General features: G+C 68.8%; 14 protein-coding genes. 6 read left to right on the forward strand and 8 right to left on the reverse strand.

The window, feature by feature from the left end; translation table 11 throughout:
* The first annotated feature begins 59 nt into the window (after positions 1–59).
* From ABW137_RS04095 to dxs, 3 genes are all read left to right on the forward strand, one after another.
* On the forward strand, positions 60–530 hold the full coding sequence (locus ABW137_RS04095; protein ID WP_526397181.1) for an RNase adapter RapZ: 471 nt from the start codon (positions 60–62) through the stop codon (positions 528–530).
* A 191-nt stretch (positions 531–721) separates the two neighbouring features.
* Positions 722–1,996 (forward strand): Na+/H+ antiporter NhaA, encoded by a 1,275-nt coding sequence (gene nhaA / locus ABW137_RS04100; RefSeq protein WP_526397155.1) that lies wholly within the window; start codon positions 722–724, stop codon positions 1,994–1,996.
* A 36-nt stretch (positions 1,997–2,032) separates the two neighbouring features.
* Positions 2,033–3,946: a 1-deoxy-D-xylulose-5-phosphate synthase gene (gene dxs / locus ABW137_RS04105; RefSeq protein ID WP_526397157.1), complete on the forward strand. Its 1,914-nt coding sequence runs from the start codon at positions 2,033–2,035 to the stop codon at positions 3,944–3,946.
* 69 nt (positions 3,947–4,015) lie between these two features.
* On the opposite strand, the gene ABW137_RS04110 is transcribed toward dxs, so the two are convergent.
* On the reverse strand, positions 4,016–5,356 hold the full coding sequence (locus tag ABW137_RS04110) for an HRDC domain-containing protein (protein WP_526397159.1): 1,341 nt from the start codon (positions 5,354–5,356) through the stop codon (positions 4,016–4,018).
* A 1-nt stretch (position 5,357) separates the two neighbouring features.
* Positions 5,358–5,939 carry a DUF3000 family protein gene (locus ABW137_RS04115; protein ID WP_526397161.1) on the reverse strand — a complete coding sequence of 194 codons (582 nt, stop codon included), beginning with the start codon at positions 5,937–5,939 and terminating at the stop codon, positions 5,358–5,360.
* A gap of 126 nt (positions 5,940–6,065) precedes the next feature.
* Here ABW137_RS04115 and hemE point away from each other — a divergent pair, with 126 nt between their 5' ends.
* From hemE to hemQ, 3 genes are read left to right on the forward strand one after another with little or no spacing between them, the layout of a single operon-like run.
* Complete coding sequence (gene hemE, locus ABW137_RS04120) at positions 6,066–7,124, forward strand: uroporphyrinogen decarboxylase (RefSeq protein WP_526397163.1); 1,059 nt, start codon at positions 6,066–6,068, stop codon at positions 7,122–7,124.
* The gene (locus ABW137_RS04125; protein ID WP_526397165.1) at positions 7,121–8,476 is read left to right on the forward strand and encodes a protoporphyrinogen oxidase; all 1,356 of its coding nucleotides are present in this window, start codon (positions 7,121–7,123) and stop codon (positions 8,474–8,476) included. The genes hemE and ABW137_RS04125 overlap by 4 nt, the downstream gene beginning before the upstream one ends.
* Before the next feature lie 32 nt (positions 8,477–8,508).
* A complete protein-coding gene (hemQ, locus tag ABW137_RS04130) occupies positions 8,509–9,201 on the forward strand; it encodes a hydrogen peroxide-dependent heme synthase (protein WP_526397167.1) in 693 nt (230 codons plus the stop codon).
* Here the strand turns inward: hemQ and fmdA are convergent.
* The 6 genes from fmdA to ABW137_RS04160 form a co-directional block, all read right to left on the reverse strand.
* Positions 9,198–10,445 (reverse strand): formamidase, encoded by a 1,248-nt coding sequence (fmdA, locus tag ABW137_RS04135; protein ID WP_526397169.1) that lies wholly within the window; start codon positions 10,443–10,445, stop codon positions 9,198–9,200. The genes hemQ and fmdA overlap by 4 nt on opposite strands.
* 13 nt (positions 10,446–10,458) lie before the next feature.
* Complete coding sequence (locus ABW137_RS04140; RefSeq protein WP_526397171.1) at positions 10,459–10,743, reverse strand: FmdB family zinc ribbon protein; 285 nt, start codon at positions 10,741–10,743, stop codon at positions 10,459–10,461.
* A gap of 95 nt (positions 10,744–10,838) precedes the next feature.
* Positions 10,839–11,258 carry a peptide-methionine (R)-S-oxide reductase MsrB gene (gene msrB, locus ABW137_RS04145; protein WP_526397173.1) on the reverse strand — a complete coding sequence of 140 codons (420 nt, stop codon included), beginning with the start codon at positions 11,256–11,258 and terminating at the stop codon, positions 10,839–10,841.
* Positions 11,255–12,541 (reverse strand): arabinofuranan 3-O-arabinosyltransferase, encoded by a 1,287-nt coding sequence (gene aftC, locus ABW137_RS04150; protein WP_526397175.1) that lies wholly within the window; start codon positions 12,539–12,541, stop codon positions 11,255–11,257. The genes msrB and aftC overlap by 4 nt, the downstream gene beginning before the upstream one ends.
* Positions 12,542–12,561: 20 nt before the next feature.
* Complete coding sequence (locus ABW137_RS04155) at positions 12,562–14,130, reverse strand: alpha/beta fold hydrolase (protein ID WP_526397177.1); 1,569 nt, start codon at positions 14,128–14,130, stop codon at positions 12,562–12,564.
* Positions 14,131–14,201: 71 nt separating this feature from the next.
* On the reverse strand, positions 14,202–14,518 hold a 317-nt coding region (locus ABW137_RS04160), incomplete at its 5' end, for a RibD family protein (protein WP_526397179.1).

Consider the following 14,518-nt stretch of genomic DNA (forward strand, 5'->3'; position numbering starts at 1 on the left):
GTGTTCGACTCGTTCCCGTTGACGCATCACGTCGAGTGCGTCGCGGTGCTGACCCGCACGTGAAACGCGTTCTGGTGACCGGCATGTCCGGCACCGGCAAGTCGACGCTGTTGGGTGAGCTCGCCGACCGTGGATACTGGACCGTGGACACCGACTACCCCGACGCGGCAGGCGACTTTCACGAGACGGTCGACGGAGAGCGGCTGTGGGTCGAATCCAGAATCGATGCACTGCTGTCCGTCGAGGATCCCCGGACGGTGCTGATCGTGGCGGGCACCACCCGCAACCAGGTGGAGTTCTATCCGCGGTTCGACCACGTCGTGCTCTTGAGTGCCCCGGCCGACGTGCTGAGGCAGCGCCTGCGAACCAGGACCAACAACCCGTACGGAAGCACGCCGTCCGACGTCGCGGAGATCCTGTCGAACCTCGCCGCGGTCGAGCCGCTGCTCCGACACACCGCGACGCTGGAGGTCGTCACCACCATTCCCGTGGAGGAGGTCGCGGACGCCGTGCTGGCCCACGTCCGCTAGCCGAACAGGCGCAGCCGGGCCCGTCCTACGAGGATTCCGCGCCGTTCGATCGGAGTGCGTCCCACGCCTCTGACGTGGCGCACGCGGACCACTTTGCAAGGACCAGGGCGCCGGATCCCGTCTAGGGTTGGCCTCGGTGTGCCGGGAAGTCTGGTCGGCGGTCGTTGAGTGCTGTCAACCGAGGAGGCGACGTGACCGGCTCTGGCAACCCGCGTCTATTCACCCGCGGCTCGTGGCCGGAGGCCAGCAGACTCGCCGAGGTCCTGCGCCGCGAGACCGTCGGCGGCGTGCTCCTCCTCATCGCTGCCGGTGCGGCGCTGACGTGGGCGAACTCGCCGTGGGCGGCGTCCTACCGGGAGGTGTCCGAGTTCGCCTTCGGCCCCGAGCAGCTGCACTTGCGCCTCAGCGTCGCGTCGTGGGCGGCCGACGGGCTGCTGGCGATCTTCTTCTTCGTCGTGGGGCTGGAGCTGAAACGCGAGTTCGTCGCTGGCGACCTTCGTGATCCGGCGCGCGCCGCCGTGCCGATCGCCGCGGCCGTCGGCGGCATGATCGTGCCCGCCGCCATCTTCGTCGGCGTGAACCTCGCGGCGGGGGACACCGAGAACCTCGGTGGCTGGGCGGTCCCGATCGCCACCGACATCGCATTCGCCCTGGCCGTGCTCGCGGTGCTGTCCACGCACCTGCCGACGGCGTTGCGCACCTTCCTCTTGACGCTCGCCGTCGTCGACGATCTGCTGGCGATCATCGTCATCGCCGGCTTCTACACCGACCATCTGGCGCTGGGGCCGCTGGCATTGGCGCTGATCCCCGGTGGGCTCTTCGCGCTCGCGGTGCAGCGTGGGGTGCGGCGCTGGTGGGTGCTGCTGCCGCTGGCCGCCGCGACGTGGGCGCTAGTGCACGCCAGCGGGATCCACGCGACGATCGCGGGCGTCGTGCTCGGCTTCACCGTGCCGGTGCTGGGCCGTCGTGCGCTCGCCGAGCGCTTCGAGCATCGGTTGCGGCCACTCTCGGCGGGATTGGCCGTGCCGGTCTTCGCGTTCTTCGCGGCCGGGGTCACCGTCGGGGGACTCGACGGGCTCGGCGCGACGCTGCTTCATCCGGTCACGCTCGGCGTCCTCGCCGGCTTGGTGGTCGGCAAGCCGCTGGGTGTGCTGAGCACCACATTCCTGCTGGCTCGTTTCACCCGCGCCACGCTGGACGACGATCTCGCGTGGCGCGACGTGTTCGGTGTTGCGCTGCTCGCCGGCATCGGTTTCACCGTCTCCCTGCTGATCGGCGAACTGGCGTTCGGTTACGGCACTGTGACGGGTGCCGATGCCAAGATCGGGATTCTGGCCGGATCCGTGGTGGCGGGTCTGCTCGCCGCGGTGGTCCTGGCCAGCCGTAACAGTGCGTACCGCCGCATTCACGAGCGCGAAACCGCCGATGCCGACCACGACGGCGTGCCCGACGTCTACGAGCCTTGACGGGCCCCGCTCACTACCGGTGGGTAAAGTGGTCGAATGCTTTCACAGATCCGCGGTCCCGCAGATCTACAGCACCTGTCGCAGCCGCAGCTCGACGATCTCGCCCTTGAGATCCGCGAGTTCCTCATCCACAAGGTTGCTGCGACCGGCGGACACCTCGGTCCAAACCTGGGTGTCGTCGAGCTGACGCTGGCGCTGCACCGGGTCTTCGACTCGCCGCACGACCCGATCATCTTCGACACGGGTCATCAGGCGTACGTCCACAAGATGCTCACGGGCCGCTGCGAGGACTTCGACAACCTGCGCAAGAAGGGCGGGCTGGCCGGCTATCCGTCGCGCGCCGAGAGCGAGCACGACTGGGTCGAGTCCAGCCATGCCAGCAGCGCACTGTCCTACGCCGACGGTCTCGCGAAGGCCTTCGAGCTGAGCGGGCACCGCAACCGGCACGTGGTCGCCGTCGTCGGTGACGGCGCGCTGACCGGTGGCATGTGCTGGGAGGCGCTCAACAACATCGCGACCTCGCGCAGGCCCGTCATCATCGTCGTCAACGACAACGGGCGCAGCTATGCGCCGACCATCGGCGGCTTCGCCGATCACCTCGCCGCGTTGCGCCTTCAGCCCGCCTACGAGCGTCTCCTGGAGGAGGGCCGCAAGGCCGTCCGCGGGGTGCCCCTCATCGGCGAGCTGTGCTACCAGTGCATGCACAGCGTCAAGGTCGGCATCAAGGACGCTCTGTCGCCGCAGGTGATGTTCACCGATTTGGGCCTCAAGTACGTGGGCCCCATCGACGGGCACGACGAGCATGCCGTCGAGGCGGCGTTGCGCCACGCGCGCGGCTTCAACGCGCCCGTCATCGTGCACGTGGCCACCAACAAGGGCATGGGGTACGGCCCCGCTCAGGCCGACGAGGCCGAGCAGATGCACTCCACGGGGATCATCGACCCGCAAACCGGGTTGGCCACGTCGGTCGCCGCGCCGGGTTGGACGTCGGTGTTCTCCGACGAGCTGATCAAACGCGCCACCAAACGCCGCGACGTCGTCGCCATCACCGCGGCGATGCCGGGACCCACCGGGCTGAGTGCCTTCCGCATGCGCTTCCCCGACCGCTTCTTCGACGTGGGCATCGCCGAGCAGCACGCGATGACCTCGGCGGCCGGGTTGGCGATGGGCGGCATGCATCCGGTGGTGGCGATCTACTCGACGTTCCTCAATCGAGCGTTCGACCAGATCATGATGGACGTTGCACTGCACGGGCTGCCCGTGACCATGGTGCTCGACCGCGCTGGCGTGACCGGGCCCGATGGTGCCAGCCACAACGGCATGTGGGACATGTCGCTGCTCGGCATCGTGCCAGGCATGCGCGTGGCCGCCCCCAGGGACGCGGCCCGGCTGCGGGAGGAGCTCGGCGAGGCGCTCGACGTCAAAGACGGGCCCACCGCGATTCGATTCCCCAAGGGCGATGTCGGAGAAGACATTCCGGCAATCGAGCGCCGGGCCGGGGTCGACGTGCTGGCCGTCCCCGCCGACGGGTTGACCAAGGACGTGCTGCTGGTGGCCGTCGGTGCGTTCGCGTCGATGGCACTGTCGGTGGCCGAACGGCTGCGCAATCAGGGCATCGGGGTGACCGTCGTCGACCCACGCTGGGTGTTGCCGGTGCCCAAGGTGATCGGGGCGATGGCCAAGGCCCACAAACTCGTCGTCACCGTCGAGGACAACGGGGTGCACGGCGGTGTCGGCTCCTCTGTGTCGGCGGCCCTGCGTAGCAACGAGATCGACGTGCCGTGCCGCGACGTCGGCGTGCCGCAGGAATTTCAGGAACACGCTTCCCGCAGCGAGGTGCTCGCCGACGTCGGACTGACAGATCAGAACGTCGCGCGCCAGATCACGGGTTGGGTTGCAGCCCTTGGCAGCTCGATCGGGGAGTCGCACGTCAGCGACCGGGTGGACTAACCTGCCCCTGCCGCCGGGTGTGCCCTGACGGCGACGACGTGCCGCGCCTGGCCGCAGTGGACGCCCACGCTAGTCGGTGGTGTCCTCGGTGGGTGTCAGAGCGTCCTCGGTGGGTGTCAGGGCTTCGGCCAGCACCGGCACCGTCAGTCTTCGCTGCCACGCCCTGGCGCCGGCCTCGGCGAGAAATGCGTCGATCACGGCGGCCGGGTCCTCCACGGGTTGCCAGTCCCACACCAGTCGGCGCACCAGGTCTGGCGTCAGAAGGTTCTCGGTCGGCACCGAAATCCGTTGCGACAGTACGGTGAGTCCACTGCGGACGGCCTCGAGGCGCTCGGCCGCCTCCGGCTTGCGACGGCTCCAGCGCACTGCGGGCGGGGGACCCGTCGTCGGCTCGGACGCCGAAGGTAGGTCGTCGGTGGAGCGGGCGCGCGCCAGGGCATCCAGCCACACCCGGGCGCTGCGCCGTTGCCTGGAACCGCCGAAGACCGGCAGTGACGTCAACTTGTCGACGGTTTCGGGGTTCGTCGTGGCGGCGTTGATGATGGCGGAGTCGGGCAGGATGCGGCCGGGTGCGATGTCGCGGCGTTGAGCGATGTTGTCTCGCGCCGTCCACAGTTCGCGTACCGCGGCCAGCGTCCGCGGGTTCTTCACCTTGTGGATGCCCGACGTGCGCCGCCAGCGATCGCGCCGGGTGGGCGATGCGACGTAGGTCCGGAGATGCTCGAATTCCTCTGTCGCCCAATCCGTCTTGCCCTGCTCTTCGAGAACTGCGGCGATCGCGTTGCGCAATTCGATGAGCACCTCGACGTCGAGGGCGGCGTAGTTCAACCAGTCCGCGGGCAGTGGACGCATCGACCAGTCGGCCGCACCGTGACCCTTCATCAGCTTGAGTCCGAGCAGTCGCTCCACCATCGCGGCCAGGTTGACCCGCTCGAAGCCGGCCAGGCGGCCCGCCAACTCGGTGTCGTACAGCTTCGGCGGAACCATCCCGAGCTCGGCCAGACACGGCAGGTCCTGATCGGCGGCGTGCAGGATCCACTCGTCGGTGTCGAGCACGTCGGCCAGCGGTGCCATGACCATCAGGGGGTCCTCACCGTGGTTCACCGGGTCGATAAGGACCGAACCCGCACCCTCCCTGCGGATCTGAATCAGATAGGCGCGGTTGGAGTAGCGGAAGCCGGACGCGCGTTCGGCGTCGATCGCGAACGGGCCGTGCCCGGAGATCAGCAGCTCGGCCGTGCGGAGGATCTGGTCGGAGGTGACGGCCAGTTCGGGCACGCCGTCGGCCGGTGCGAGCAGGGGAGTCGCCTCGGGCTCGTCGGGTTCTGCGGACTGTGCAGGGTCTACGGGCTCGGTGGGGTCGTCATCGTTGTCGGCCGCGCCGGGGCCGGCGCCCTCGCCGTCGGTCATGTCACGCGCGCGTGCGGGTGCCCAGGTCGGTGACGCCCGCGGGGGGAAGCCCCGCAGCGTGTTCGAGCACCTCGCAGAACGCCTGCACGTGGGGTCCCAGGTCGAGCGTCGTGGCGGTCCACGACGCCCGGAGCTCCAGCTGGTGGGCCCGTGGTGGGCCGGAGATGTCGCCGTAGCGCACCGACGTCGTGGCGGTGACGGTGCCACCGAGCGCCGTGAAGTGATCCTCGTGCGAGGCAAGCGCGTCGACCAACCAACTCCAGGCCACTTCGGGGAGCAGCGGGTCGACCGCCTCGTGCGAGTCCAGATCGGCCTGGATGTAGGCGACCAATCGCATGGTCCCGTCCCACGCCTCCGCACCCTCGGGATCGTGCAGAAGGATCAGTCGGCCGAAGGCATCGCCGTCGGATCGTTCCGGAACGATGGCGGTCTCGGGATGCCGAACCTCGGCGCCGAGGGCGTAGCTGTACGGCGCCAGCCGTTGCGGCGGCCGGATCGGCCCGAGCTCGATCTCGGGCCGCACCGTGGCGGCATTCATCGCCTCGACCGCTTCGCGGAACTGAGCCGGCTCGGCGGTGGTCATGGCGTTTGACGCTAGACCATCGCGCCGGGGCTGTGCGCAGGCGCGCCGAAATGGGGTACCACCTGGAATCCGTCCGCGGGCCGGCGACCGTTCGACCGCGGTGCGCACATGGCAGCATGGGTGCTGATGAGTACCCGTCGTGATCTGCCGGAGTCGCCCTACCTGGCTACGGCCTCCGGCCTCAAACCCTCCCGCGTGCCGGTGTGGTTCATGCGCCAGGCCGGACGTTCGCTGCCCGAGTACCGGGCGTTGCGGGCGAAGAACACCATGATGCAGGCCTGCTTCGACCCCGAGCTGATCACCGAGATCACCCTGCAACCCGTGCGCCGCCATGGCGTCGACGCCGCGATCTTGTTCTCCGACATCGTCGTGCCGCTGCGGGCATCGGGCATCGACCTGGACATCGTGCCGGACGTAGGTCCCGTGATCGCCGACCCGATCCGGACGGCGGCTGACGTCTCCGCGATGAGACCGCTGGAGCGCGAGGCGGTGCAGCCGGTCGCCGAAGCCGTCACACAGTTGGTGGCGGCGCTGGGCGAGGTCCCGCTGATCGGTTTCGCGGGTGCGCCGTTCACGCTGGCGTCCTATCTGGTGGAGGGGGGCCCCAGCCGCAACCACGAACGCACCAAGGCGATGATGCTCGGCGAATCGGACACGTGGCATGCCCTGATGGCCGCGCTGACCGACGTGACGATCGGGTTTCTGCGCACCCAACTCGAGGCAGGCGTCGACGCCATCCAGCTGTTCGACTCGTGGGCGGGGACGCTGTCGTTGGCCGATTACCGCACCTACGTGCTGCCGCACAGCACCCGCGTGTTCGACGCGCTGGCCGCCGAGGGGGTGCCGATGACGCACTTCGGGGTGGGTACCGCCGAACTGCTCGGCGCGATGTCCGAAGCGGTGGCCGGGGACAAGGCCGTCGTCGGCGTGGATTGGCGTACCTCGCTGACCGATGCCGCGGCAAGGGTCCGCCCCAACGTCGCGTTGCAGGGCAACCTCGATCCGGTGGTGTTGCTGGCCGGATGGCCGGTGGTGGAGCGCGCCGTGCGCAGCGTCGTCGAGGACGGCCGTCGCGCCGTCGACGCCGGGGCCAACGGCCACGTCTTCAATCTCGGGCACGGCGTGCTGCCCCCGACCGATCCGGGCATCGTCACCGAGGCGGTGGCTCTGGTGCACTCGTTGTGAGTCCCACGTATTCTGTTGTCGGCGGCGGCATCTCGGGTCTCGTCGCGGCCTACCGGTTGCGGCTTGCGGCGGGACCGGAGGCCTCGATCACCGTGTTCGACCCCGCCGACCGGCTCGGTGGGGCGTTGCGCACCGAGCGGGTGGGCGGCCAGTTGGTCGACGTCGGCGCCGAGGCGTTCATCGCTCGGCGCCCGGAGGTGTCGTCGTTGCTGGCGGAGTTGGGGTTGGCCGCAAGACAGGTCGGCACGACCGGGGTGCGGCCGATGATCTTCAGCGGCGGCCGACTGCATCGAATGCCGGAGGGCACGTTGCAGGGCATCCCCGCCCAGGCGTCCTCGGTCGCCGGGCTGGTCGACGACGCCACGGTCGCGCAGATCGCGGCGGAGCGGTCACGGCCGTGGTCGTGGCGGCCAGGGGTGGATCCCACCGTCGCGCAGGTGGTCGGCGATCGATTCGGCGAGCAGGTGGTGGCGCGTTGCGTCGATCCGCTGCTGGCGGGCGTGTATGCGGGTTCGTCGGCGACCATCGGGCTGCGGTCGGCGGCTCCCACGCTCGCCGCGGCATTCGACAGAGGCGCCCGCAGCTTGACCGACGCGGTGCGCGAGGTGCTGCCCGCCCCGTCGGGTGGGTCGGTGTTCGGCGCGGTCGACGGCGGATACGGGGTCCTGCTCGAAGCGTTGATCGCTCGGGCTGGCTTCGACTGGGCGCAGGTGGCCGTCGAGCGGGTCGACCGCGAGGCCGACGGTTGGAGCATCGTCGACGACGAGCGCGGGCGGTGGCACGCCGACGCGGTGGTGCTGGCCGTCCCGGCTCCGCGGTTGCCGCGTCTGATCGAGGGCGTCGCGCCGAGGACTGCGGCGGCGGCTCGCCGCATCGAGGTGGCGTCGACGGTGCTCGCCATTCTGGCGTTGCCGGGCGGGACGCCACTGCCGCAGCAGTCCGGTGTGCTGGTCGCCGCCGGTGAGCGGTTGAACGCCAAGGCGATGACGCTGACGTCGCGCAAGTGGGGACGACGCGGCAACGTCGAACTGGTCCGGCTCTCCTTTGGCCGGTTTGGTGACGCTCTGGCCCGCAACGCCGGTGACGAGGACGTGTTGTCGTGGGCGTCGGCCGATCTGTCAGCCGTCTTCGGCATCGACGCCGAGCCGGTCGACTGTCGGGTGCAGCGGTGGATCGACGCGATGCCGCAGTACGGTCCTGGCCACGCGGGGCTGATCGCCGAGCTGAGGGCCGGCCTGCCGCCGACGTTGGCGGTGGCGGGCGGCTATCTCGACGGCATTGGAGTGCCTGCGTGTGTGGCGTCAGGCACGCGGGCGGCGGCGTCGGTGGCCGGAGCCGGCGTGGCACGATAGGACGTACGCGCACGTGAGGAGCAATTAGACAAATGGCCAAGCTGGACTACGACGCCCTCAATTCGATGCAGAGATACATGATGATCTCGGTGTTCTCCGTGCAGCCGGAGGCGTTGGGGGAGGACCGCACGTCGGTCGTCGACGACACCGCGACGTTCCTCAAACAGCAGGAGGAGAACGGCGTCGTCGTGCGGGGTTTGTACGACGTCGCGGGTTTCCGGGCCGACGCGGACTTCATGATCTGGACCCATGCCGAGCGCGTCGAGGACCTGCAGGCCACCTACCGCGCGTTCCGGCGCACCGCCCTGGGGTTGGTGAGTGATCCGGTGTGGAGCGTGGTGGCATTGCACCGGCCCGCCGAGTTCAACAAGAGCCACGTGCCGGCCTTCATCGCGGGTGAGGACCCCGGCGATTACGTGTGCGTGTACCCGTTCGTGCGTTCGTTGGACTGGTATCTGCTGCCCGATGACGAGCGCCGCAAGATGCTGGTGGAGCACGGCATGGCCGGTCGCGAGTACCCGGACGTGCGGGCCAACACGGTGCCCGCGTTCGCGCTCGGTGACTATGAGTGGATCCTGGCGTTCGAGGGGCCGGATCTGGGTCGAATCGTCGAGCTGATGTGGAAGCTGCGCTACACCGATGCGCGCCGCCACGTCCGCGAGGAGACGCCGTTCTTCACCGGCCCGCGGGTGGGTGCCGAGGAACTGATCGCCCGTCTGCCCTAGGACGAGACGGCGCAGGACCCGCGGTCGGCCGACACGGGACCCGACGCCGACGGCGTGATGTCGAAGTCGAAGATCGCCGTCGGCAGGTACAGCGAGCAGCATGCGTTGGGGATGTCGACGACACCGCTGACCCGGCCCTCGATCGGCGCGGCGCCGAGCAGCAGGTATGCCTGCGGGCCGGAGTAGCCGAACTTCTGAAGGTAGGTGACCGCGTTGAGGCAGGCGTTGCGGTACGCGACGGTCGCGTCGTTGTAGAGCTGGGTATCGGTGTCGTGGTCGACACCGATGCCGATGAAGGTGACGAACTCCGAGTAGCGGGGTTCGACGTTGCCCGGCATCAGGATTGGGTTGGTCGTGACGCCGTAGGTCTCCATGCCTCCCTTGATGAGGTCGACGTGGAAGTCGATGAACCCACCCATCTCGATGGCGCCGCAGAAGGTGATCTCGCCGTCGCCCTGGCTGAAGTGCAGGTCACCGCCGGAGAACAGGGCGCCGGGAACGTGGACCGGGTAGAAGACCCGTGAGCCACGGGTGAAGTTCTTGATGTCGTGGTTGCCGCCGTTCTCCCTGGCCGGGACCGTGCGCGCGCCGTCGCGGCCGATCGCGGCGAGGGCGTCCCCGGTGGCGGTACCGCCGAGCACCGATTCCTCCAGCGGGGGCAGGGCCAGCGCCGGGATCCGCTCGGGGTCGGTGGCGATCAGCGCGCGTTCGCGAGCGTTCCAGCGTGCGAGCAGTTGCGCCGACGGTGCCGTGCCGAACAGGCCGGGATGGGTGATTCCGGTGAACTCGATTCCGGGGAGGTGGCGTGACGTGCACTTTTGGCCGGAGAAGTCCCAGATCGCCTTGTAGGCATCGGGGAACGTGTCAGTGAGGAATCCGCCACCGTTGGCCTTGGCGAAGATCCCCGTGTACCCCCAGCCCTGGCCCGGCGCGTCGCCGGTTTCCTGGGGGACGGGTCCGAGGTCGAGGATGTCGACCACCAGCAGGTCCCCCGGCTCGGCACCTTCGACGTAGATCGGTCCTGACAGCATGTGGGCGTGGGTCAGGTCGACGTCGCGGACGTCGTTGGCGGAGTCGTTGTTGCCGATCTGGCCGTCGGTCCACTCCCGGCACTCCACGCGGATCGACTGGCCGGGTTTGACCGTGACGGCAGGCGGGATGTCGGGGTGCCATCTGTTGTGGCCGGGCACCGCTTGCTCCCGCATCGAAAGGGCTTGATCGACGGAGAAGACGACGTCGGGCACGGAACCTCCAGGGTCAGGGTCGGGGCAGTCGGCGGTGCCGGGGGTCGGTCGTGATGCGCGTTGCTCGACGGGCCCGGCCGGGGACCGAGGTCACCACCGACGGTGCATCCGCGCTGCGCGCGCTGGCATCCATGGCAGCGCGCAGCCCGGTCTCCACGAACCCGGTGGTGCGAAGGCCGAACACACGTCGAGCGGGTTCTCGGCATCCTGGGCAGGGCGTGGGGTCCGCGGCCTCCGACATGGACCGTACGAGCTCAAAGCCACCGCAGTCCGCGCACTGATAGCGGTAGGTGGGCATCGGGCCTCCCTGCACGGTCGATGAATTCCATTGCAGCACAGCATCAGCGCGCCCGCACTTCGGGACGAACGGCCGTGCTGCCGTCGGCGGGGGGATCAGCCCTCGGCGGGGACCAGCTTCAGTGAGATCGAGTTGATGCAGTAGCGCTGATCCGTCGGCGTGGGATAACCCTCGCCCTCGAAGACGTGCCCCAGGTGGCTGTGGCAGTTGGCGCAGAGCACCTCGACGCGGTGCATGCCACCGGAGTCGTCGGACCGCAGAATCACCGCGTCGGAGTCCGCCGGGTCGAAGAACGACGGCCAGCCGCAATGGGATTCGAACTTCTCGGTGCTGCGGAAGAGTTCCGCACCGCAGGCCCGGCACTGGTAGACGCCTTCGGTCTTGGTGTCGGTGTACTCGCCGGTGAAGGGGCGCTCGGTGCCTGCTCGGCGCAGCACCTGGTATTCGGCGGGGTTGAGCCTGGTACGCCACTCGTCGTCGGTCAACGCGAGCTTCGGAGCTGGGGTGGTGGTCATTCCTTCACGCTAGCGCGCTCCCGATCGGGCGTCATCCACAGCGGATCGATGCCCTCGTCGAGGCGGCCGTCGGCCTTGGCGTCCAGGTAGCGGAACAGCAGCACGCAGAACACCACGATCAGCATGAGCGACCAGCCGTAGGTGATCTTCATGTATTCCAGGTAGCGGCCGGTGGTCGGCCAGTGCCCCAGCAGCCAGCGGTCCATCGTCATGAAGCCGTAGATCGCGAGCCAGGCCACCCAGTTGCGGATCACCGAGTTGGGCAGCACCACCGACATGAGGAACGGAAACAGCATCATCGAGTAGTAGCCCTGGCCCAGTGAGGTCACCAGGAAGGTGGCGATCAGCAGCACACCGGATGACGTCATCATCCAGAACAGCGGGTCGCGTTGGCGGTAGTAGCGGTACAGCAGCCACAGGCTGGCGATCGCGAGTGCGAGGAAGCCGAGGCGCAACACCAGGATCAACCACGTCGGCAGGCCGTAGTAGATGCCGTTGCCCAGGATCGAGCTGTTGAAGTAGTCGCGCGTGGACAGGATGTAGGGGACGGTGTTGCGCACGAATCCCATGGGGTCGCTGACCAGCGGCCAGGCAGCGGCGTTGAACAGTAGCGGGACGCCGAAAGCCGGTATCAGGGCCCGCCATTGACGGTTCAGCAGCGGCAGCAGGAGTAGGGGCGCCAGCGACGGTTTGACCACCAGCGTCAATCCGACGGCGATGCCCGCCAGCCATTCGTGGTTGACCTTGCCGTCCAGCAGCCACCGGAAGAAGAGCACCTCGCACAGCAGGATGCAGCCGTTGATGTTGGTGAAGACCAGTGTGTTGGTGACGCTTTCGGTGCAGAACATCGCCAGCAGCAGGGCGGGAGCGGCGACGGAGGCCATCGAGAAGTCGAACAGTCGCAGCAACAGGTAGGCGGCGGCCAGGATGGCGACGGTGTTGAAGGTGATGAACCAGTAGCGGGATGCGTCGACGGGTAGATAGCCGAACGGGGCCAACAGCAGGGTTCCGCCGGGCGGGTACAGGTAGTGCGGGTCGACCTGGTCGAAGTGCTCGTTGTAGATGTCCAGCCCGAGCTTGAAGTTGATGACGGCGCGGTACACCGGGCCGAAGTCGTCGGTGATGTAGCCGTTGGTGGCCAGCACGTAGCTGCGGTGGATCACCGAGAGGATGGCGACGGGCCACAGGACGGACCGCAGAACGGTCGCGGCATTCGGCGGGGAGGTGCGGGGCCGGAAGGGTCTCAACAGGGTGTCAGGTACCGCCACCAGCGCACCGTACACCGACGCTAGTGACCGGCAAGTCAGGCGGGGCAGTACGTGTCGGTCTCGGCGAGCTTGCCAGACTCGAGGTAGGCGATCACCGGTGTCAGTGCGCACGGCGAGTAGATGCTGGCGCCGTGACCCACGCCCTGCCACATGACGCGTCGGTTCGGTGCGCCCGAGTTGATGATGGTGGCAGCGACGGCGGCGACTCCCTCGTTGCCGACGATCGGGTCGTTTTGGACGCCGAGCAGGAGCACCGGGATCTTGAGGTTCTGCGGATCGGGGGGCGTCGAGCCGCTGGGCCAGGCGAGGCATTCCACGAGGTTGAGCGCGCCGACGGTACCGAATTGGGGGTAGAGCTTTCCCCATTCGACGACGAGTTCGCGGACCCGGTCGGGTGTTGGCCGGTTGAGCGCGTCGCTGCAGGAGTTGACGAACTGGCCGTCGGTCTTGCGGAGTTGTTCGGCCTCGCTGACGTAGCCGCTGAGTTGGGAGGCGTCGCCGCCACGGGCCGCCGCGAGCGCGTCGGCGAGCGCGTTGTTGGCGGCGAGTCGGTCGCCCCTGGGAAAGGCCAGCGCGGTGGTGATGGCGTCGACGAGGGATGCGATCGAGAGACCGCCTGGTCCTTGGTCCGTCCGCGCGCTGGCCAGCAGGGCGTCGATGGCGCCCTTCGGGTCGGGCCCCAGCGCGCAGGCCGCGGCGACGCACTGCGCGGCGAACGCGTCGAGGGCCGCCTGTTGGCCCTTCACCATCTGCTCGGCCTTGGCTTCGGCGGAGACGGCGAGCGGCAGGGGGGAGTCGAGTACCAGGCGCGCCACCTTGTTGGGATGTGAGCCCGCGTACGCCAGCGCCACCTGGGCGCCGTTGCCGATGCCGATCAGGGCCAGGGTCGGCACGTCCCAGGTGCTGCGCAGGCGCTCGAGATCCTCGGCGGCGTGGGCGTTGTCGTATGCGGAGTCGCCGGGGGCGATGCTGTCGGTGCAGTTGGTCGTGGCGGTCTGGACGACGGCGCCGAGGTTGGCGACGGGATCGTCACCGGACTCGAACTGCGCCTGGTCCATCATCTCCTGGCGCTCGAACGAGTCGCGGCAGTCGAGGTCGCCGGACAGCCCGATACCGCGTCGGTCGACCGCGACGATCGGATTGGTCTTGAGGACGTCGGCGCCGCCGCGGGAGAGCCACACCGGCAGTTGCACCGACGACGGCAAGTCGGTTCCGGTCGTCATGACCAGCGGCCCCGCATCCGCGGGCGTGGCGGCCGAACGGGCCCGCACCACGCCGATGGTCAGCGTTCCGGAGGCGCCGTTGAGGGAGTCGAGGTCCGCGTCGTAACTGGCGCAGTCCAGTGTCACGCCGGGCACGGCGGGGATCGCCGCCTGGCCGAACACCCGCGCCGTGCAGTCGCGCCATGAAAGGTCGTTCTTCGGCGCCTGGATGGGGCCCGGTCCCGTCGGGGCGGGCGTGGTCTCGGGTGCCCCCTGCGGCTGAGCGCCGGAGTCGGTGGCGAAGCGGGGGTCGGCGGCCAGGCCGGGTGCACATCCGGCGAGGACGACAGCCGCAACGGCGGGCAGACAGAGGGCCCTGAGCAGCTGGGGATGCCGACGCATGGTGACCACATTAGCGATCATGGAACGGTGGTCCGGCCAGGCTTCCCGGGGCGAGCGAAGCGGCGGGGGTCTCACTCGTCCTTGACGTACCGGGTGTAGAGGTAGCCCTCGTCGTCGGTGAGCACGTGACTTCGACGCATGCGGGTATGGGCTTCGCCGGAGCCGGTCGCGATGCGGCGGGCCTGACCGCCGACCAGGATTGGCGCGATGGAGACGCAGAGTTCGTCGAGGGCGCCGTGCTCGATCAACAGGCTGATCATCCCGGGGCCGCCCTCGGAGAGCACCCGGAGCAACCGTCTCTCGGCGAACGTCTTCAAGACCACGGCGAGGTCGACGCGGTCGCCGTTGGCGCCGGAGGCGTCGATGACGTCGGCGACGGAGCCGAACC

It is taken from the genome of Mycobacterium sp. (assembly GCF_040509115.1).
Classification (GTDB): domain Bacteria; phylum Actinomycetota; class Actinomycetes; order Mycobacteriales; family Mycobacteriaceae; genus Mycobacterium.